Here is a 17,461-nt window from a genome sequence, read left to right on the forward strand (position 1 = left end):
TAAGGATATCAGCGGCCCCGGTAACGGGCGGCCACGGTGGCGAGCCTCTGCCATGCCGCCTCGGGGTGAAGCGTCTCGGCCGGGTCGCGGTTGTAGGTGTCGAACACGACGGTGTCGGCGCCGAGCCCGCTGAGCTGTTCGAGGTCGTCGAGGATCTGGTCGATCGTGCCCTCGCCGGCGCGCCTGCCGGGGTCGGTGACGGGCGAGTCGGTGATCCGCAGCAGGATCCGGGGCGCCAGGGCGGGCGCGGGACGCCCCTGCTCGGCGGCCATCTTCTTCAGCCTCGGCCACGTCTCGCGCAGCCAGGGGATGGTGCTGTGGAGCGGGTGCCAGCCCTCGCCGAAACGCGCTGTTCTGCGCAAGGCCGCGTCGCTGGAGCCGCCCACCCAGATCGGCACGCCGCCCGAACGGTAGTCGCCGTCGTCGGCCCAGGCGGCGCGGATGACCTCGAGGTGCTCGTCGGTCAGCCGGCCGCGCCGCTCGTACGGCACCCCCAGCGCCTCGAACTCCTGCCGCGCCCACCCCACCCCGACGCCCAGCACCAGCCGGCCGCCGCTGAGGTCGTTGAGGTTGGCGGCCATGCGGGCCACGAGCAGCGGATGCCGGTACGGGACGATGAGCACCGTGGTGCCGATCCTGATCCGGGACGTGGCCCCAGCGACCCACGACAGAGTGGTGAACGGGTCGTAGAAGGGCGCCGGGTAGCGCTCGGCGACGTCAGAGGTGATCACCACATGGTCGGAGAGCATCAGCAGGTCGAAGCCGAGCCCTTCCGCCGTCAGCGCCCAGCGGCGCAGGGTGTCAGGGTCGGTGCCGGGGCCGAAATTGGGGACGTTGACGCCAAGGAGCATCGGGTCAGGTTATCCAGTGATCATCACGAGCGGAAATCGGCGCGCTACTTATCCGGAGAAACCCGATCATCAGGGAAAATGCGCCGGTCCCGGTGCCCGCCATGGGTACCGGGACCGGTGGTAGGAGATGAAGTCAGTGGCCGACGCCGGCGCCCGCGCCGGGGCCGTACCCGTGGCCGATCCAGTTGCCGTTGCCGCTGGTGGGCCAGTTGCGGTGCTTCCAGTGGTCGTCCTGGTGGCCCCAGCCTCCGTGGTCGTGGCCCCAGCCCCCGTGTCCGTGGCTGTTCTTGCAGCCGTCGGCGTCGCGTGTGCCGGCGTAGACCCCGTGGGGCGTGACGTGGTGGTAGGTCGTGTCTTCGTTCACCCCGAAGCCGCAGTTGCTCGGGTAGTGGTGGGTCCAGTCAGTCCAGATGTCGGCGGTGGCGGCGCCGGCAGATCCGAACACCGCAGCCGCGGCCAGTAGTGCACCGCCGGTGGCGATGAGGCTACATCTCATGATCTCCCCCTGTAATCACGAAGTGACATCGGCCATCACTATACGTAGCGATCTTGTGGCGCCCTCGCAGCGCAACACCGGTTTTCGCCCAACGGGGTGACGTTGACCGGCAAACTCCCGGCGGATCACCCGGCCTTGGTGTAGAAGCCCGCCGGCACCGGGGCGCGTGGGCGGCCGAAGGCGGCTGACCTGCTACGGACCAGCAGGTGCGCAATACCTGGCTAGGCTTGGCGCACGAAGTGAGGAAAAGGGGGTCCCGTGGGCCAGGCCGAGACGCCGCGCGTCACGATCCACGAGGTGGCCCGCCGTGCCGGAGTTTCCCACCAGACGGTGTCCCGCTACTTCCGCCACAACGAAGGGCTGAAGCCGGAGACCAGGAAGAAGATCGACCTGGTCGTCCAGGAGCTCAACTACCGGCCCAACCTGGTCGCGCGTTCCATGCGCACGCGGCGGACGAACCGGCTGGCGATCGCCCTTCCCGCCTCCACCTACCTGTGGCCGGTACGCCTGCTCGGCGCCGCCTCGGCGGCCGCGCACGCCGAGGGTTTCCAACTGGAGGTCGTCAGCGTCGAGGGCGATCCCGGCGCCAGAGCCGAGCGGATCTTGGAGCTGGCCGGTGCCGGGCACGTCGAGGGCATCCTGTCCCTGACGCCCCTCGAGATCGACCCCGCGGCCTCGCCGGTCCCCGTCGTCGTCACCGGCGACTACGACGACAACCTGCGCGGCGTCAACGAACTCGCCGACGCCTCTCCGGTCCGCGAGATCGTCGAGTACCTCGCGTCCCTGGGCCACGAGGTCTTCCTCCACATCGCGGGCGCGCAGAGCTTCGCCTCCGCCCGCAACCGCAAACGGGTTTACGAGCAGACGATCGAGCGCTGCGGCCTCACCTCCTACGGCGTCGTCATCGGGGACTGGAGCCCCCGATCCGGTTACGACGCCGTACGCGGGCTGCCGGAAGGGAGCGGCGTGACCGCCGTCGTGGCCGCCAACGACCACGTGGCCATGGGCGCCGTGCGGGGAGCGATCTCGCGGGGCTGGCGCGTTCCCGGCGACGTCAGCGTGTTCGGCTGGGATGACGAGGAGCTGGGCCGCTTCGCCACCCCTTCGCTGTCCACGGTGGCCGTCGACCGCGAGGTCCAGGGGCGGGAGGCCGTGGCCAAGCTCATCGCGGAGGTACGCGGTGAGCCCGCGCCCCGGCCCTCGCCGCGCTCGATCAACCGGGTCGTCGTCCGCGAGACGGTCGGTCCGCCGCCGTCCAGGTGAAAGGCGGAGCCGGAGTCACAGGGCGAACTCCGCGCCGAGGTCGTCGAGTTCCGCGCGCTCGCAGACGTGGTCGATGAAGACGTAGCGGTGCGCGAGTTCGAGGGTGTCCCCGTCGGCCAGCGTGATCTCCTCGTCGAAGGCGGGGGAGGGGCTGATCACGGCGAACGGCTCCCTGCGCACGAACCACTTGATCGGCACGGACGCGCTGGAGCGCCCCGCGACGGCCAGGACGGTGCCGCCGCCGTCGATCTCGTCGTGCCGGCCGGCGAGGGCGAGCCACGCGGCCCGCGCGCCCATCATCTCCTCGCCGCCCTGCCCGTCGGCGGCGATGATCGTTCCCTCCGTCCAGGACCTGGGGCCCCGCCAGAAGAAGCCCGCGTACCCGGCCGCCGGCCGGCCGTGGGTGGTGGGGCTGCCGAGGTCCAGAGCGGCGCCGCGGACATTGCGCAGCCGCGTGGTGAAGTCCAGCGCCCAGATGCCGCGGGCGGCGTCCACGCCGTGGAAGACCTGCCGCCGTTGCTCGGTGATCCAGTGCTCGCCCGCCGCCGTCACCCAGTGCAGGTTCTCCTCGATCGCGACCTGTTCCCCGTCGCCGCGCGAGACGTCGGCGAAGTCGACGTGGTTGATGTGGCCGAGGTTGTCGAGCCAGTGGTAGCCCTTGTCCACCGAGAACGTGGGGCCGCCCCAGAAGTTCTGCCCGGACACGTGGGACCAGGTCATCTGCAGGCCCTTGTGCCAGCGGTGGTCCCACGGGCGGTAGACCGACATGGGCGCGCCGGTGAGACTGCGGAGGGGATGCAGGTAGGGCTTGGGCGACTCGGCGTCCGGGGCGTCGGGCAGGTAGACGTAGTGCGCGATCTCGACGTCGCCCGCGGTGACGATCAGGGACTTGTCCTCGTCGCGGACGCCGAGCTTCGTGTCAGGCATGGCTGGTGGTCTCCGTCCGCCGCAGGCGGCTGATGGCGGCAGGCGCGTCGCCGCCGTTGAGCGAGTGGTAGAAGGGGTTGGCCGGGTCGAGCTCGGCACGGGTGACGGGGCGTCCGGTGAAGGCCGACTGGTACACGGCGGTGATCAACTCCATGACGCGCCTGCCGTCGGCCCCGCTGGCCGCGGGGCGTTCGCCGGCCGCCATGGCGGCCAGCAGGTCCGCGAGCTGGGCCCGGTGCGAGCTGGGCGTGTCCTCGGCGGGCGCCCAGCTCGCGATCCTGTCCTGGTCGGTGACGTGCGGCGCGGGCGTCCAGCGCCAATGGGAGTTGTCGTAGCCGTAGAGGTGTTCGACCTCGACCGTGGCGTCGGAGAAGTCGAAACGCAGGTAGCTCGTCTCCCGGGACGACAGGAGGCTGTTGACGATCGAGGCGACGGCGCCGGAGGCGAACCGGACGATCGCGAACGACACGTCCTCGGTCTCGATCTCGCGGCCGAGCGTCGCCGCCACGGCGTGCACCTCGTGCCAGTCGCCGAGCAGGTTGAGCAGGAGGTCCATCTGGTGGATGCCGTGGCCCATGGTCGGGCCGCCGCCCTCGGCGTCCCATCTGCCGCGCCAGGGCACCTCGAAGTAGTCGCGGCTTCGGTACCACAGCGTGTTGCACACGGCGACGTGCGGCGCGCCCAGCTCGCCGGCGCGGATGTGCTCGCGCAGCCGTCGCGCCGCGCTGCCGAAGCGGTGCTGGAAGACGTAGCTCGCGTAGGGGCCGCCGTCCCGTTCGTGGGCGGAGATCTCGTCGTACTCGGCCAGGGACAACGTCGGCGGCTTCTCGCACCAGACCCAGGCGCCCGCGTCCAGGCCGGCGATGACCGCCTCGCGGTGCGCCGCCGGCGGCGTGGCGACGACGAGGAGGTCGGGGCTCTCTTGCGCCAGCATGTCCCCGACCTCGGTGTATCGCCCCGGGACGTCATGGGCCCCCGCCAGGTCGTTCGCGCGGGCGGCGTCGACGTCGCACACGGCGATGATTTGTACGGTCTCGCCCGCCTCGGCCAGGGCGGGAAGGTGGCTGATTTTCGCGATGCCCCCGGCGCCGACGACGGCGGCGCGGATCGGGGACGAAGACGCAGGCATGAACGCTCCCTCGGACGAGCAAAAGTGATCGATCACTTTTTTCGACAACATAGTTTCGATCACTTCTGGGTGTCAACGTCCCGCTATGGGGTGACTCGGACGGTGGTGTCCTGCCGGTCGGTGGCGCTGGAGGACGCGCAGCAGGTAGTCGGCGTGCCGCGAGGCTTCCTGGACGGCCCTCGGTGATCTAGGGTGCGATGGTGTCGAGGACAGGGCTCGTATGCCTTGGCGTTTACGCCGTGCTGATCCTGGCGGCAGCGGCCGTCAGCGTGCCGAGTTACCTCCGTGGCGGGAACGGCCTGGAGGCGGTGCTCATCTTTCCCGCCACCTTTCCACTCGGCTATGCCGTCCATGCCCTGGTCGGCTTCCTCGGTCTCTACTCCGTCGAGGTCCAGCCGGAGTGGCTGGATCGCCTCCTGCCGTTGGGCGTCATGACGGTGGGTGGTCTCCTCCAGGTGATTCTCATCGGGCTGTTCGCAGGATGGATGGTCAGCAAACGGACGGGCTGACCTCCGCCTGACCGGCGTCCTCCCGGGGCTGCCGGGAGGACGCCGGCCGCTGCTCAGTTGGCGCGCAGTTCGTTCTTCCAGAGCTCGCGTTCGTCGCGGCGCGGGTCGTGGACGACGGTGTTGACCGGCTGGTTGTCGCGGTAGAAGGTCATCACCGGCCGGTCGGTGGCGTTGTAAGGGGCCCAGTCGGTCAGGTCGCCGGTCCTGGCGAATTCGACCCACCGCTCGTGCAGGGCGTCGGCGAGGTCCTGGGGCGGGTTCGGGCCGGTGAACTCGGCGCTGTCGGGATTGTCGAGCGTGTCCCAGGCGAACGGCAGCGGAAGGCTGTGGCAGGCGCCCAGCTTGACGCCCAGCAGATTCGGCGCGGACGGGGAACGCCAGCCGAACTCGAAGACATGGGTGGTCGCCAAGGCGTCGGCGCGGGCCTCGGCCACGCGGTAGCTCGGGATGCGGAACATGCGGTCGGTCAGGACCGCGCTGGCGATGCCGGAGGGCGCGTTGCGCACGTACGGCGGGACGTTGGTCTCGGCGTAACGGTCGTAGAACTCGACCGGCGCGCCGTAGGCCCTGATCCGGTTCTTGAACGGCTGCACACCGGGCCAGGCCACCAACGGCGTGGGCACGACGAAGAGCCGGAACTCCTCGGTGGCGGTGCCGATCAGGACCGGCACGTCCGAGCCCCGGCCCGAGGCGATGGCGTCGATCGGCAGTTGGGCGACCACCTCGCCGTCGAGAACCGGCATGAACGACATCCCGCACGAGGCGATGGTGCTCGCCCCGTACCGCTCGGCGTCGGCGTTGAGGGTGATGTCCTCGCTCACCTCGCCCTGCGCCGCCACGAGCGCGGCGACGTCCACCGAGGCCAGCGCCTGAGCGGTCGGCTCGACGCCCAGCCGCGCGGCGACGGCCCTGACGACCAGCGCGGCGTCTTCGCGGGTCTGGCCGATGTGCGCGCTGCCGCTCTCGACGATGGCCTTGTGGAACAGGCCGGTGTCGGCGGCCAGCAGGGTGAGCACGGACATGGCGCCCGCGGACTCGCCGGCCAGGGTGACGTTGTCGGGGTCGCCGCCGAAGTCGGCGATGTTGTCGCGCACCCACTCCAGGGCGAAGATCTGGTCGAGCAGGCCGCGGTTGGCCGGGACGGGCGCGTCTTGGAGGTAGGCGAAGCCGTCGACGCCGAGGCGGTAGTTGATGGTGACGCAGACCACGCCGTCGCGGGCGAAGGTGGCGCCGTCGTAGGCGGTCACCGCCGAGGAGCCGGTGGTGAACGCGCCGCCGTGGATCCACACCAGCACCGGAGCGGGCCGCCCTTGGGGGTCCGGGGTCCAGACGTTCAGGTTGAGGTAGTCGTCCCCCGGGATGATCGGGTTGTGGAACAGCTCACCCAGTTTGCCCTTGAGCGGCGGTTGCGGCGGGGTCGGCCCGAACTCGTGCGCGTTGCGTATGTTCTGCCACGGCTGGGGTGCGGCGGGCGGGCCGAACCTGTTCGGCCCGACGGGCGGGGCGGCGTAGGGAATGCCGCGGAAGGCGGCGATCCCGTTCTCGATCAGTCCGGACACGGGGCCGTAGGTGGTCTCGACCGTCACCGTGTTGGGCGACATGGCACTCCTTCGGCCGTTCGGCACGGCGAACGCTCAGGCGGGGCGGCCGTACCCGCCGAGCACCGGCCCGGCCGCCGTCCGCGCCCAGGCGCCCCGTTCATTACTCAGAGTCATGATAAGTCAACCGAGAGTGGTCGGCCGAAGCCCTGGGCTGCCGAGGCACGGAGTGGTGCTCTCTTTCAGGCGCCGGCGCCGCCGTCCACCGGCACGATCGCGCCGGTCACCATCGAGGCCCGGTCGCTGAGCAGCCACGCGGCCACCTCGGCGACTTCGTGGGACTCGGCCATCCGTCCGAGCGGGATCGATGCCTTGACTCGCTCGACGATGCCAGGGGTCGCCGCCTCCCACGCGTCAATCATCTTCGTGGCGGTGCCGCCGGGGGTGATGCCGTTCACCCGGATGCCATCACGGGCCCAGCTCACCGCGGCGGTCTCGGTGATGCTGTTGAGCGCGCGCTTCATGGCACCGTACGCGGGGAGAGCGGGGTTGGCGCGGCGGCTGCCGATGCTCGAAGTGTTGACGACGGCCCCGCCACCGTTCCGTCGCATGAGTGCGGCCTCGGCGGTCATGGCGGTCCAGTGCGAGCGGAAGTTCACGGCGAACTGCTCGTCGATGTCCTCGTCGCTCGTGGTGTCGAGCGGGCCGGGCCGCTGAATCGCCGCGCCGTTGTTGAAGGCGCCGTCGAGTCGTCCGTGCAGTTCCTCGACGCGGTCGATCGCCGCCCGGATGCTCGCACGGTCGGCGAGGTCCAGGGTGACGGCGTCGGCGACGCCGCCGTCGGCGCGTATCTCGGTGACGATCCGCTGGAGTGCGTCGGTGCTGCGGGCGGCCAGCACGACGGCCGCGCCCTCCCGCGCGAAGAGCCGGGCCGCGGCCGCCCCTATGCCGCGGCTGGCGCCGGTGATGAACACGACCTTGCCGGTGAGCAGGCCGATGGGTGCGCTGCCGATGATGTTCGTCATGACGACAGTGTCTGGTCGGCCTCCGGGCCGGAGACAGGCACAGACGGTACCAGGATCCATCGCCACGCAGCGTGCAGACTGGGAGTATGGACAAGCAGGAACTCGGGGCGTTCCTCCGTAGCCGTCGCGAGCGGCTCCGGCCGGAGGACGTCGGTCTCCCCTCGGGCTCGCGACGCCGGACACCGGGTCTTCGCCGCGAGGAGGTGGCGGTCCTCGCGCACATCTCCACGGAGTACTACGTCCGGCTTGAGCAGGGAAGGGCGCCGCGGCCGTCGGGCGAGGTCCTCGCTGGGATAGGAGACGCGCTGCGGCTCACGGACGCCGAGTCCGATCACCTCCACCTCCTCGCGGGCACGGCGCCGAGCCGTACCGGACTGCATCCGCGCGACGTCCGCCCCAGTATCCTCGCGCTCCTCGAGCGGCTGCCGCAGACGGCCGCTTTCGTGACATCCGCCATATTCGAGGTGCTCGCGTGGAATGACCTCGCGGCGGCGCTCATGGAGGACTTCGCGCAGCTCGCCCCGAAGGACCGCAATCTCGCGCGCCGCGCATTTCTCGGGCCGGCGCGCGCCGATGCGCCGCTGTACGGAGTCTCCGACGCCGCGGAGTTCCGGCTGAACGTCGTCATGGGGCTCCGATCCACCCTCGCCCAGTACCCGTCCGACCCCGGGGTGACCGAACTCGTCGACGAACTCCGCGACGCCAGCCCCGAGTTCGCCCGACTCTGGGAGCGGCAAGACGTGCAGGCTGAGCCGACGCTCACGAAGACCTTCCGTCACCCGGTTGTCGGGGAGATCACCGTCGACTGCGACTCGCTCGCGCTCACGGACCGCGACCAGCACCTCGTGCTTTACAGCGCGCCTCCAGGATCCCCTGGCGCCGAGGCTCTGGCTCTTCTGAACGTCCTTGGAGCCGACACCAGTGATTATCTGCGGTAGCACTCCCTAGTGGATCGGGACCTCCAGGGGTGAGAAGGTGGCGACCTTCACGGTCAGCGAGGAGCCGTCGGGAGGCAGGGAGAACAGGCCCCAGAACTCCTTCGTCACGTCCGGGCCGAACTTCGTCGTTCCCAGCCGGGCCCCGGCGAGATCGCTGCACGCGCAGTACTCGCCCTCCCGCCACTCCTGTCCGACGATCACGTGTCCGGGGACGTACCTGCGGCCGGCCGCCTGGTCGGTGAGTTCGACGTTGGACGCCGCCAGGTACTTGTAGGCCATCCACTCGGCGCCCCTGCCCACCGGGCGGTACCAGGCTGTCTCGCCGCCCTCGTTCGTGATCGTGTAGGTGAGCACGCCGAGGTCGCCGGTCAGGCGTCGCAGCCCGGTCACCTCCAGGGCGAAATTCTGCCCGTCCTCCCGCGCCGTCGCTTTCATGCCGTCGTTGCCCGGCGTGGGAGTGGTCGTGGCGACGGGTGCCGGAGAGGCGGGCGGCGGCTTGGCGAAGGTGAGCGTGACCCTGCGGTTGCGTCGCTTGCCCTCGTCGGTGCTGTTGCTGTAAAGCGGCCGGCGGGAGCCGTACCCCTTGGCCTCGTACTCGATCCCGTCCCTGGTCACCAGGCTCTCCAGCATCCGCTGCACGGCCTGGGCCCGGCGGCGCGAGAGCGGGTCGTTGATCGCGTGCGTGCCGGAGGAGTCGGCGTGGCCGGCCACCTCGACCGTCGCGCCCTGCGACCGGTCGACCTGCTCTGCGGTGCGCGTGATGATCGCCTTCGCTCTGCCCGTCAGCGTGGCCTTGTTGACCTCGAACAGCACGTCGGCGGAGAGGCTGACCTCGACGTTCTCGCCGTCGTCCGCGGACTCCTCGGACTTGTCGAGCGACTCTGACGACGCCCTGAACGGATGGCTGACCACGCTCACCTCGACGTCGTCGGGGTTCGGGATCTCCTGGCCGGGCGGCGGCACCGGAGCCGCGTCGCTGATCGGCGCGTTCACCAAGGGGGGACCGATCGGGGTGACGATCGTGGCGGTGTCCGGATCGCCGGACGGCGCGGGAAGGACCGCGTACACGGTCACCGAGTCGCCGCCGTCGATGAAGTAGTCGACGCCGTCGCGGTTCTTGTCGGTGCACAGGCATTGCCGGTCGGCGGGCTTGTACGGCAGCAACCAGCGGCGCTCGGCGGTGTCCAGCACGGCGATACCCGAGGCCACGGGCTCCGAGCCGAAGGCGCGGAAGTTGTCCCTCAGCACGCCCGGCCAGGAGATCCGCCCTCCGGAAGCGGTGTTCGACAGCCTGAGCTGGACGAGAAGGTGTTTGCCCGCCATCCGGTTCAGCCCGATGAGGTCGATCTTGAGCGAGGGGGAGGAGGTGGCGTACGTCGTCGCCAGCACAGGCTCAGGGCCCTGGCTCGAAGCCGAGGGGGAGGCCGCCGCGCTGGTCGGGGAAGGCTCCGGCGAGCTGGATCTCGACGGGGGTTCGGCGGCCGGCGGGCCGAAACCGCAGGCGGAAGCCGCGAGCATCGGAACAAGGAAAAGGGCGAGCTTACGTCGCATGCGTGATGAACTTTCCAAACCTTGCGGAGGGCAGCCGGCAGGACCATGATGGTGGACGACGCCGGCGAAGGGCCAGAGGGTTAACCCCAAGCGGGAAGGGTCACCGCGCCAGCCGTCCCAGCAGCCCGGACGCCGCCGTGATGCCGATCGCCGTGGCCGCCAGCAGCACCGCGAAGTCCAGCGGCAGGTGGGCGGGGATGCCGAGCAGCAGCCCGCGCAGCGCGTCGACCTGGTAACTGAGCGGGTTGACCGCGCTGACGTACTGCAGCCAGGTCGGCATGGCCGTGGTCGGGTAGAGCGCGTTGGAGGCGAAGAACAGCGGCATGGTGATCGCCTGCCCGATGCCCATCAGCCGGTCGCGGGTCAGGACGATCCCGGCGATCGTCACCGACAGGCAGGAGAAGAACGCCGAGCCGAGCAGCACGGCCGCGATCACGCCGGCCAGGTTCAGCGGGTTCCAGGTCATGCCCACGCCCAGCAGCGCGGCGATGACCATCACGACCACGGCCTGGATCATCGCCTTCACCCCGGCGGCGAACGCCTTGCCGGTGACCAGCGCGGCACGTGGGGTCGGGGTGACCAGGAGCTTGGTCAGGACCCCCGAGTCGCGTTCCCAGATGATCTGGATGCCGTAGAAGATGGCGATGAACATCGTGGACTGGGCGATGATCCCGGGCGCCAGATAGTCCAGGTACGGGATGCCGTCGCTCGGGATCACCTGGATGCGGGTGAACGTCTCGCCGAAGATCAGCAGCCACAGCGCGGGCTGGATCGCCCGCGTGTACAACTCGGTGCGGTCGTGGCGCAGCTTCTGCAGCTCCACCACGCACATCGCGGCGACCCTGGCGGGCAGCACGCGCCACCCCGCGCGGGCGCGCGGCGGAACGAGCAGCAGGTCGAGGCCGCCGGTCCCGTCAGAGGACACGGGAGGCGGTGTTGCGGGTGCGGCGGACATCGCGGAACTCCCCTCCTGATTCGCCGAGGCCGCTGCCGGCGACGTCGCGGAAGACGTCCTCCAGCGTCGCGGACGAACCGTCGGCGCGACGCGCGCGCAGGTCGGCGGTGAGGTGCCCGGGGGTGCCGAGAGCCCGGACGCGTCCCTGGTGCATGAGCGCGACCCGGTCGCAGTACTGGTCGGCCTCGTCCATGTAGTGCGTGGTGACCAGGACGGTCATGCCGGTGGCGGCGCGTACCGCCAGGATGTGCTCCCATACGCCTGTGCGGGCGATGGGGTCGAGGCCGATCGTCGGCTCGTCCAGAATGAGCAGGCGTGGCGCGCTGACCAGCGCCTGGGCGAGTTCGAGGCGGCGCACCATGCCGCCGGAGTAGGTGCCGGCCATCCGGTCGGCGGCGTCGGCGAGCCCGACCGCCTCCAGCGCCTGGCCGACGCGGGCGGCGCGCTCACGCCGGGGGACGTCGAAGACGCGGGCGAACAGGGAGACGTTCTCGCGGCCCGTCAGGCTCGCGTCCGCCGACAGTTGCTGGGGCACGTAGCCGAGCATGCGGCGCACCGCCATCCGCTCGGTGGCCACGTCATACCCGAAAACCCTCACCATCCCGGACAGGACGGGCAGCAGCGTGGTCACGCACCGGATGGCGGTGGTCTTGCCCGCGCCGTTGGGGCCGAGCAGGCCGAACACCTCGCCGGAGACGACCGTCAGATCGACGCCGTCGACGGCCCTGGTCTGGCCGAAGGAGTAGCGCAGGCCCGTGCAGGTGAGCGCGTCGTCCGTCATGCCGTCTCCACCTCCTCGTGCAGGGACTCGGCCAGCCTGCGCAGCGCCGGGAGCGCGGCGGCCAGCGCGGCCAGGTCCTCCTCGCTGAGCCGCGCCACCTGCTCGCGGACGAGGGCGGCGCGCCGCTCGTCCCAGGCGCGCAGCCGCGCCTCGGCCTCCGGGGTGGGCAGCAGGCGGGCCGAGCGGCGATCGTCATGGCCGCTCTCGCGGCGCAGCAGCCCGGCGGCCGTGAGCTGGTTGACCAGTGTGGAGACCGAGTTTCCCGCCAGGTACAGCTCCTTGGCCGCCGCGGAGACGCCGATTCCGGGATTGGCGGCGACCAGCCGCAGCAACTCGACCTGGGCGCCGCGCAGTCTCGGCCCGGTCAGTCCCTGGCGCAGCCTGCGCCGGACGAGCCGCTGGACACCGGTCAGCACGCTCGTCAGGGCGTCAGGAAGCTCCGTCGTGCCCATACCACAATATTAGCTCTGCTCACGAGTTAATGGGAAATACCCACTTCAGAGCGCTGTTCGGAAGGTGATGGAGTCCCCGCGCGAGAGGCCGGAGGCGCGAGCGCCCGCCGGGGGAGACCGCGGCGGGCGGCGGACCTTGGGATCCGGCTAGCTCCAGACGCCGGGCACGATGTTCGGCACCTCGTCCTCGACCTGGTTGTGGTCGATCACTTCGCCTTCCATGGGCAGCAGAACGGTGACCTGGCGTCCCCAGTCGGAGTAGCGGGTGTCCGACTGGATGCGGAGGGTATCGCCGTTGAAGGACAGGCCGGAGGGCAGGACGGCCTTGGCGGAGACCCGTTCCACCAGCCCGGTCGGGGCGAGCCAGAGGGTGTAGGAGACCGTGCCGACGCGCCCGCTCACGGAACCCTGGCCGAGGCGCGAGACGAAGGTGGGGGACACCTTGGCCAGCTTGTCGGACTTGATCGTGCCCTTCAGCACCCCGTCGCGCCAGAACGTGCGATGCGCCATCAGGGCCTTGAGCGTGGCGGGCTCCAGGATCTCCAGCAGCATGTTGCTGGAGGGCAGGTCGGTGTTCCTGTACCGCACCCAGCTCGTCCCCTCGGGCAACGCGTCGTCGACCATGGGGCCCGAGACGTAGTCGTCCTTGCCCGAGGAGATCATCCGGAGGGGCTCCTGCTGCAGGGTGGCGTCGTCCTTCTTGCCGAGCTTCCGCGCGGCGCTCATGAGGTTCTTGCTGTACTGGATGGTCTGGGACATGTCGGAGGCGATCTCACCCTGCGGGCCGAACCCGATCGTGCCGTCCATGTTGGAGCCGAAGAACAGGCCACGGCCGTAGTCGACCTTCGCGGTGGACACGACGTTGACGGCCTGGCCGCGGATCAGCTCGGCCTTGAGCGCCTTGACCGGGTCGATCCTGGGGGCTGCCTGCGCGGGGGCGGTGGTGAGCTGCACCAGGCCTGCGACAACGGCGACGCCGACGACGGTTCGCTTCATGAGGATTCCTTGGATGGTCCAGAGAGACGCGAACAATCTGGTGCATTGGTGATCAACAGTCAAGCTGAACCATGAAACCCGTTATTTCCCCAATTTAGCCACGTTTCAGGCGCGCGTCGGGGCCTTGGCGGACTGCCGGACCGCGGCGAGGTAGGCGTGGATGGCGTCGCGGTTGCGCGACAGGCAGTCGATGCGTTGCTGGATGCGGCTCGCCTCGGCCGTCAGGAGGTCGTCGAGCTCCGGCGTGAGGCACTGCGGATGGAGGTGGATCTCGTCGGGCTTGTCGAGGAACGGCAGAATCCGGCGGATGATCTCCGTGGTGAGGCCGGAATCGAGCAGGCCGCGGATCTGCTGGACGCGGTACACCGCCGACTCGGGGTAGTGGCGGTAGCCGTTGTCGGCGCGTTCGGGGTGCAGGAGGTCCTGTTCCTCGTAATAGCGCAGCATGCGGGTCGGGACGCCGGTCAGCCGGGACAGCTCGCCGATCTTCATGGCGTCCCCTCGGAAATGTCGGGTTTGCTTTCACACTGATGTGAAGGTTTCAGCATATTCGCATGGCTGATGCGATCATGACCGGCGCTCCTGCCCGTGCGGGGAGGATGCCGTGGCCGGGGCTGCTGGCGCTGTTCACCGCGGCGTTCACGGCGGTGATGACCGAGCTGCTGCCCGCAGGGCTGCTGCCGCAGATCGGGGGCGCGCTGGGGGTGCAGGAAGGACAGGTCGGGTTCCTCGTCACCGGGTACGCGGCGGCGTCCGTCGCGGCGGCGATCCCCCTGACGGCGGTGTTGCGGGGACTCGCGCGCCGGCCGGTGCTGGTGGGGGTGTTGTCGGGGTTCGCCGTGCTGAACGCGGTGACCGCCATGTCGTCCTCCTACGCCGTGACCTTCGGGGCGCGGCTGCTGGCCGGGGTCATGGGCGGGCTCCTGTGGGCGATGCTGGTGGGGTACGCGGCGCGGATGGTACCCGTCGAGCGGCGCGGGCGGGCCATCGCGATCGTCTCCGCGGGGATCACCGTGGCGTTGTGCGCGGGGATTCCGGCCGGGGCGGCGCTCGCGTCCCTCTTCGGCTGGCGGGCCGCCTTCTGGGCTCTGTCCGCCGTGGCCGTCGTGCTGGTGGGGTGGGTGCTGGTCGCGGTGCCGAACTTCCCCGGGGAGGCGGCCGGTGAGCGGGCGCCGTTGCGGCGGGTGGCGGTCGTTGCGGGCGTTCGGACCGTGCTCGGGGTGACCGTCCTGGTGCTGGTGGGGCATCAGGCGCTTTACACGTATCTGGTGCCCTTCGTGAAAGCGGTCCTGGACGGAGTCGACCCCAGCGTGGCGCTGCTCGTGTTCGGAGTGGGGACGGTGGCGGGGATCTGGGTGGTCGGGGCGGTGATCGATCGGCGTCCGAGGGCGACGCTCGTGGCGGTGCTGGGGGTGATGGCGGCGGCCTTGACGGTCTTCGGGCTGCTGGGGGAGTGGGGTGGAGGCGCGGGTGGGGTGCTGCTGGGGGCGGTGGCGTTGTGGGGAGCGGCGTTCGGAGGCGTGCCCACGTTGCTGCAGACGGCACTGGTGAACGCGTCAGGGCCGCGCGACGCCGACGTGGCCACCTCCATGCAGACCACCGTCTACAACACCGGGATCGCGGTCGGGTCGCTGGGCGGCGGGGTGGTGCTGGAGAACGCGGGGGCGGGCGCGCTGCCGTGGACGTCGCTGCCGCTGGTGGCCGCCGCGCTGGCCATCGTGGTCGTGGCCCGCCGCCACGCGTTTCCCCGTGCTGAGGTGCGGCGTTAGAAGATCGGCGCGAGGAAGGTCCGCAGGGCCGCCGTCACCTCTTCCGGGCGTTCCACGGGCGGCAGGTGGCCGGTCTGGGGCAGGTCGATGCGGCGGGCGGCCGGAATGCCCGAGGTGAGAAGGCCGGAGACGGCCTGGATGCCGGGCACGTCCGAGAGGCCGTTGATCACCAGGGTGGGGGCGGTGATCTCGTGGAGGCGGGCGGCGGCGGGCGGGGTCAGATGGCGCTCGGTGGATCTCGGGCCGGTCCAGTCGCGTTCGAACACCAGGCGGCACATCTCCACCGCGGACTTCCACACCTCGTCGGTGAGGGCGTCGCGGCTGCGGTCGGGGCCCGCGACCTGCCACAGGGTGTGGGCCTCGGCCATCGCGCGCACATCGGCCGGGTCGACGTGGCCGGCGGTCCCGGCGCGGTATCGGGCCAGGCGGTCGGCGGGGACCGAGGCGTGGACGCGCTCCCCGGCCTGGTCGAGCATCTCCTGCGGCCACTGGTGCCCGGCCAGGCCCGAGCCGATCAGGGCCAGGGCGGCGACCCGGGACGGGGCGGCCAGGGCGGCCTCCGTGGCGTACGCGCCGCCCATCGAGCTGCCCACCAGCGCCGCCCGCTCCACGCCGAGGGCGTCCATGACGGCCAGGAGGTCCTCGTGGTGGCACACCTCGCCCTCGGCGGCGCCGGATCGGCCGTGGCCGCGCCGGTCGTAGCGGATCACGCGGTAGCGCTCCGACAACGACCCGAACTGGTGCTCCCACATCCGCATGTCCGCCACGCCCGCGTGCAGGAACACGACGGTGCCCGCAGGGCGCTCGGGGGCGGCCTGCTCGTACGCGAGCCCGACGTTGCCGACGATCACCATGAGGAGACGGTACCGAGGGGTGGGGCGGTCAGGCGGGGATGTTCGCCGGGGGCGCAGCCCGGCCCTCCCGGCCGGGTTCGGGACGATCGTCCAGGCCCGGCGCCGGGGTTGTATCGGCGAGCGCTGCGCATGGTTGATAATGTCCCAGGTTGGTAACGCGATTGATGGAGGTTCGAATGCGCCTCGCCAAGGTCAGAGCCGCCGCTTCCAGGCAGGGGCCTCGCCCGCTCTAGCCGGTCGCCGTAGGGCACGTGCCGGCGCGGCGATGCTCCTCGTCCGAAGCGGTCGCTCGCGCGAACAACCGTTTCTTCCTTCCTCACGAGGAGCCCTTTTGGCGTGCCTTCATGTCCGCCCGCCTTGGCGCGGACTCCTCCAAGGTGCCGGCCGTTCAGCAGCTTCCGTTCCACTCACACATCAGGTGACCACGCCCATGTCGTCAGACTCCCTCAGAGCCGCCCTGGACAAGGCTCTGGCCCGCTACTCGCCCCAGGACCTGTCCCACTCGGTCGCCCAGCTCACCGAGCGTTACCGTACCGGCGCCCCGGCTCCCGCAGGATCCGTTCACCTGCGTACGAAAGCCGACATAGCCGCCTACGCCGCCTACCGCATGCCCGCCACCTACGCCGCCGCCACCACGGCCATGCACCAGGCCGCGGCGCTGACGCCGGGGTTCGCGCCCAGAAGCCAGCTCGACGTCGGCGGCGGCACCGGGGCGGCGATCTGGGCGGCCGATGAGATCTGGCCGTCCCTGGAACAGATCACCGTCATCGAGCACGACCCGGACATCATCGCCCTCGGCAGGCGACTGGCCGGCGAGTCGGACGCCCTGCGGGACACGACGTGGCGGCAGGCGTCCATCCGGCCCGGCCTCGAACGTCCCGCCGCCGACCTGGTCACCATGTCGTACGCGCTGGGCGAGCTGCCCCCGCAGGCCCGCCCGGACGTCGTACGCTGGCTGGCCCGCGACGCCGCCATGGTCCTGATCATCGAGCCGGGCACCCCCGCCGGATACGCCGCCATCGCCGAGGCCCGCGAGGTCCTGACCGGTCACGGCATGAACGTCGTGGCCCCCTGCCCCCACGACGGCCGGTGTCCCATCCAGCCGGGACACGACTGGTGCCACTTCTCCGTGCGGCTGCCCAGGAGTCCTCTGCACCGCAGGATCAAGGCGGGCACGCTGAGCTTCGAGGACGAGAAGTTCTCCTACGTGGCCGCCACGGCCGGACGGTGGCCGCGCGCCGCCGCCCGGGTGCTGCGCCATCCGCTCAAACGCAAGGGCATGGTGTCCCTGCGCCTGTGCGCGGAGGAGGGCGAAGTCCGCGACGTGATCGTCTCCAAGCGGCAGGGCGACCGTTACCGCCTGGCCAGGGACGCCGACTGGGGCGACCCCTGGCCGGGCGAGGGCTGAGAACGCCCGGGCTGGGGAC

18 protein-coding genes are annotated in these 17,461 nt (G+C 70.7%); 5 read left to right on the forward strand and 13 right to left on the reverse strand.

Features of this window, described 5'->3' with window-relative positions; genetic code table 11:
- Nucleotides 1–8: 8 nt before the first annotated feature.
- Nucleotides 9–851 (reverse strand): LLM class flavin-dependent oxidoreductase, encoded by an 843-nt coding sequence (locus ACFOY2_RS28575; RefSeq protein ID WP_379531169.1) that lies wholly within the window; start codon nt 849–851, stop codon nt 9–11.
- Nucleotides 852–984: 133 nt separating this feature from the next.
- Nucleotides 985–1,347, reverse strand: a complete 363-nt coding sequence (locus ACFOY2_RS28580; RefSeq protein WP_379531170.1) for a hypothetical protein — start codon at nt 1,345–1,347, stop codon at nt 985–987.
- Between the two features lie 258 nt (nt 1,348–1,605).
- On the opposite strand from ACFOY2_RS28580, the gene ACFOY2_RS28585 reads away from it, so the two are divergent.
- Nucleotides 1,606–2,610, forward strand: coding sequence for a LacI family DNA-binding transcriptional regulator (locus tag ACFOY2_RS28585; RefSeq protein ID WP_379531171.1), 1,005 nt, complete (start codon nt 1,606–1,608; stop codon nt 2,608–2,610).
- A gap of 15 nt (nt 2,611–2,625) precedes the next feature.
- Here the strand turns inward: ACFOY2_RS28585 and ACFOY2_RS28590 are convergent, their stop codons facing one another.
- Nucleotides 2,626–3,537, reverse strand: coding sequence for a DUF6807 domain-containing protein (locus tag ACFOY2_RS28590; RefSeq protein WP_379531172.1), 912 nt, complete (start codon nt 3,535–3,537; stop codon nt 2,626–2,628).
- A complete protein-coding gene (locus ACFOY2_RS28595; RefSeq protein WP_379531173.1) occupies nt 3,530–4,666 on the reverse strand; it encodes a Gfo/Idh/MocA family protein in 1,137 nt (378 codons plus the stop codon). The genes ACFOY2_RS28590 and ACFOY2_RS28595 overlap by 8 nt, the downstream gene beginning before the upstream one ends.
- Before the next feature lie 239 nt (nt 4,667–4,905).
- On the opposite strand from ACFOY2_RS28595, the gene ACFOY2_RS28600 reads away from it, so the two are divergent.
- Nucleotides 4,906–5,175, forward strand: a complete 270-nt coding sequence (locus tag ACFOY2_RS28600) for a hypothetical protein (RefSeq protein ID WP_379531174.1) — start codon at nt 4,906–4,908, stop codon at nt 5,173–5,175.
- Between the two features lie 53 nt (nt 5,176–5,228).
- Here ACFOY2_RS28600 and ACFOY2_RS28605 read toward each other — a convergent pair whose 3' ends face one another.
- Both ACFOY2_RS28605 and ACFOY2_RS28610 read right to left on the reverse strand, forming a co-directional pair.
- Entirely contained in the window at nt 5,229–6,776 is a 1,548-nt protein-coding gene (locus tag ACFOY2_RS28605) for a carboxylesterase/lipase family protein (protein WP_379531175.1), read from the reverse strand.
- A gap of 179 nt (nt 6,777–6,955) precedes the next feature.
- Complete coding sequence (locus ACFOY2_RS28610) at nt 6,956–7,738, reverse strand: SDR family NAD(P)-dependent oxidoreductase (protein WP_379531176.1); 783 nt, start codon at nt 7,736–7,738, stop codon at nt 6,956–6,958.
- Between the two features lie 86 nt (nt 7,739–7,824).
- Here ACFOY2_RS28610 and ACFOY2_RS28615 point away from each other — a divergent pair, with 86 nt between their 5' ends.
- Complete coding sequence (locus ACFOY2_RS28615; RefSeq protein ID WP_379531177.1) at nt 7,825–8,676, forward strand: helix-turn-helix transcriptional regulator; 852 nt, start codon at nt 7,825–7,827, stop codon at nt 8,674–8,676.
- Between the two features lie 6 nt (nt 8,677–8,682).
- On the opposite strand, the gene ACFOY2_RS28620 is transcribed toward ACFOY2_RS28615, so the two are convergent.
- From ACFOY2_RS28620 to ACFOY2_RS28645, 6 genes are all read right to left on the reverse strand, one after another.
- Entirely contained in the window at nt 8,683–10,194 is a 1,512-nt protein-coding gene (locus ACFOY2_RS28620; protein WP_379531178.1) for an OmpA family protein, read from the reverse strand.
- 133 nt (nt 10,195–10,327) lie between these two features.
- Nucleotides 10,328–11,152: an ABC transporter permease gene (locus ACFOY2_RS28625; protein ID WP_379531179.1), complete on the reverse strand. Its 825-nt coding sequence runs from the start codon at nt 11,150–11,152 to the stop codon at nt 10,328–10,330.
- Entirely contained in the window at nt 11,142–11,963 is an 822-nt protein-coding gene (locus ACFOY2_RS28630) for an ABC transporter ATP-binding protein (protein WP_379531180.1), read from the reverse strand. The genes ACFOY2_RS28625 and ACFOY2_RS28630 overlap by 11 nt, the downstream gene beginning before the upstream one ends.
- Nucleotides 11,960–12,415, reverse strand: coding sequence for a MarR family winged helix-turn-helix transcriptional regulator (locus ACFOY2_RS28635; protein WP_379531181.1), 456 nt, complete (start codon nt 12,413–12,415; stop codon nt 11,960–11,962). Before ACFOY2_RS28635 ends, ACFOY2_RS28630 begins: the two co-directional genes overlap by 4 nt.
- A gap of 147 nt (nt 12,416–12,562) precedes the next feature.
- Nucleotides 12,563–13,411, reverse strand: a complete 849-nt coding sequence (locus ACFOY2_RS28640; protein ID WP_379531182.1) for a hypothetical protein — start codon at nt 13,409–13,411, stop codon at nt 12,563–12,565.
- A 105-nt stretch (nt 13,412–13,516) separates the two neighbouring features.
- On the reverse strand, nt 13,517–13,903 hold the full coding sequence (locus tag ACFOY2_RS28645; protein WP_379531183.1) for a MerR family transcriptional regulator: 387 nt from the start codon (nt 13,901–13,903) through the stop codon (nt 13,517–13,519).
- A gap of 62 nt (nt 13,904–13,965) precedes the next feature.
- Here ACFOY2_RS28645 and ACFOY2_RS28650 point away from each other — a divergent pair, with 62 nt between their 5' ends.
- Nucleotides 13,966–15,180, forward strand: a complete 1,215-nt coding sequence (locus ACFOY2_RS28650) for an MFS transporter (RefSeq protein WP_379531184.1) — start codon at nt 13,966–13,968, stop codon at nt 15,178–15,180.
- On the opposite strand, the gene ACFOY2_RS28655 is transcribed toward ACFOY2_RS28650, so the two are convergent.
- The gene (locus ACFOY2_RS28655; protein ID WP_379531185.1) at nt 15,177–16,034 is read right to left on the reverse strand and encodes an alpha/beta fold hydrolase; all 858 of its coding nucleotides are present in this window, start codon (nt 16,032–16,034) and stop codon (nt 15,177–15,179) included. The two genes, ACFOY2_RS28650 and ACFOY2_RS28655, sit on opposite strands and share 4 nt — an antisense overlap.
- A 430-nt stretch (nt 16,035–16,464) precedes the next feature.
- Between ACFOY2_RS28655 and ACFOY2_RS28660 the strand changes: the two genes are divergently transcribed.
- Nucleotides 16,465–17,442, forward strand: a complete 978-nt coding sequence (locus tag ACFOY2_RS28660; RefSeq protein ID WP_379531186.1) for a small ribosomal subunit Rsm22 family protein — start codon at nt 16,465–16,467, stop codon at nt 17,440–17,442.
- Nucleotides 17,443–17,461: the final 19 nt, after the last annotated feature.

It is taken from the genome of Nonomuraea purpurea, assembly GCF_042650645.1.
In the GTDB taxonomy this organism is placed as follows: Bacteria; Actinomycetota; Actinomycetes; order Streptosporangiales; family Streptosporangiaceae; genus Nonomuraea; species Nonomuraea purpurea.

Bases quoted from the DNA above. Each gene is read 5' to 3' on its own strand.
- ACFOY2_RS28605 (WP_379531175.1), bottom strand. From the start codon at position 6,776: ATGTCGCCCAACACGGTGACGGTCGAGACCACCTACGGCCCCGTGTCC.
- ACFOY2_RS28635 (WP_379531181.1), bottom strand. From the start codon at position 12,415: ATGGGCACGACGGAGCTTCCTGACGCCCTGACGAGCGTGCTGACCGGT.
- ACFOY2_RS28630 (WP_379531180.1), bottom strand. From the start codon at position 11,963: ATGACGGACGACGCGCTCACCTGCACGGGCCTGCGCTACTCCTTCGGC.
- ACFOY2_RS28575 (WP_379531169.1), bottom strand. From the start codon at position 851: ATGCTCCTTGGCGTCAACGTCCCCAATTTCGGCCCCGGCACCGACCCT.
- ACFOY2_RS28580 (WP_379531170.1), bottom strand. From the start codon at position 1,347: ATGAGATGTAGCCTCATCGCCACCGGCGGTGCACTACTGGCCGCGGCT.
- ACFOY2_RS28640 (WP_379531182.1), bottom strand. From the start codon at position 13,411: ATGAAGCGAACCGTCGTCGGCGTCGCCGTTGTCGCAGGCCTGGTGCAG.
- ACFOY2_RS28590 (WP_379531172.1), bottom strand. From the start codon at position 3,537: ATGCCTGACACGAAGCTCGGCGTCCGCGACGAGGACAAGTCCCTGATC.
- ACFOY2_RS28610 (WP_379531176.1), bottom strand. From the start codon at position 7,738: ATGACGAACATCATCGGCAGCGCACCCATCGGCCTGCTCACCGGCAAG.
- ACFOY2_RS28620 (WP_379531178.1), bottom strand. From the start codon at position 10,194: ATGCTCGCGGCTTCCGCCTGCGGTTTCGGCCCGCCGGCCGCCGAACCC.
- ACFOY2_RS28645 (WP_379531183.1), bottom strand. From the start codon at position 13,903: ATGAAGATCGGCGAGCTGTCCCGGCTGACCGGCGTCCCGACCCGCATG.
- ACFOY2_RS28655 (WP_379531185.1), bottom strand. From the start codon at position 16,034: ATGGTGATCGTCGGCAACGTCGGGCTCGCGTACGAGCAGGCCGCCCCC.
- ACFOY2_RS28595 (WP_379531173.1), bottom strand. From the start codon at position 4,666: ATGCCTGCGTCTTCGTCCCCGATCCGCGCCGCCGTCGTCGGCGCCGGG.
- ACFOY2_RS28615 (WP_379531177.1), top strand. From the start codon at position 7,825: ATGGACAAGCAGGAACTCGGGGCGTTCCTCCGTAGCCGTCGCGAGCGG.
- ACFOY2_RS28650 (WP_379531184.1), top strand. From the start codon at position 13,966: ATGGCTGATGCGATCATGACCGGCGCTCCTGCCCGTGCGGGGAGGATG.
- ACFOY2_RS28660 (WP_379531186.1), top strand. From the start codon at position 16,465: ATGTCGTCAGACTCCCTCAGAGCCGCCCTGGACAAGGCTCTGGCCCGC.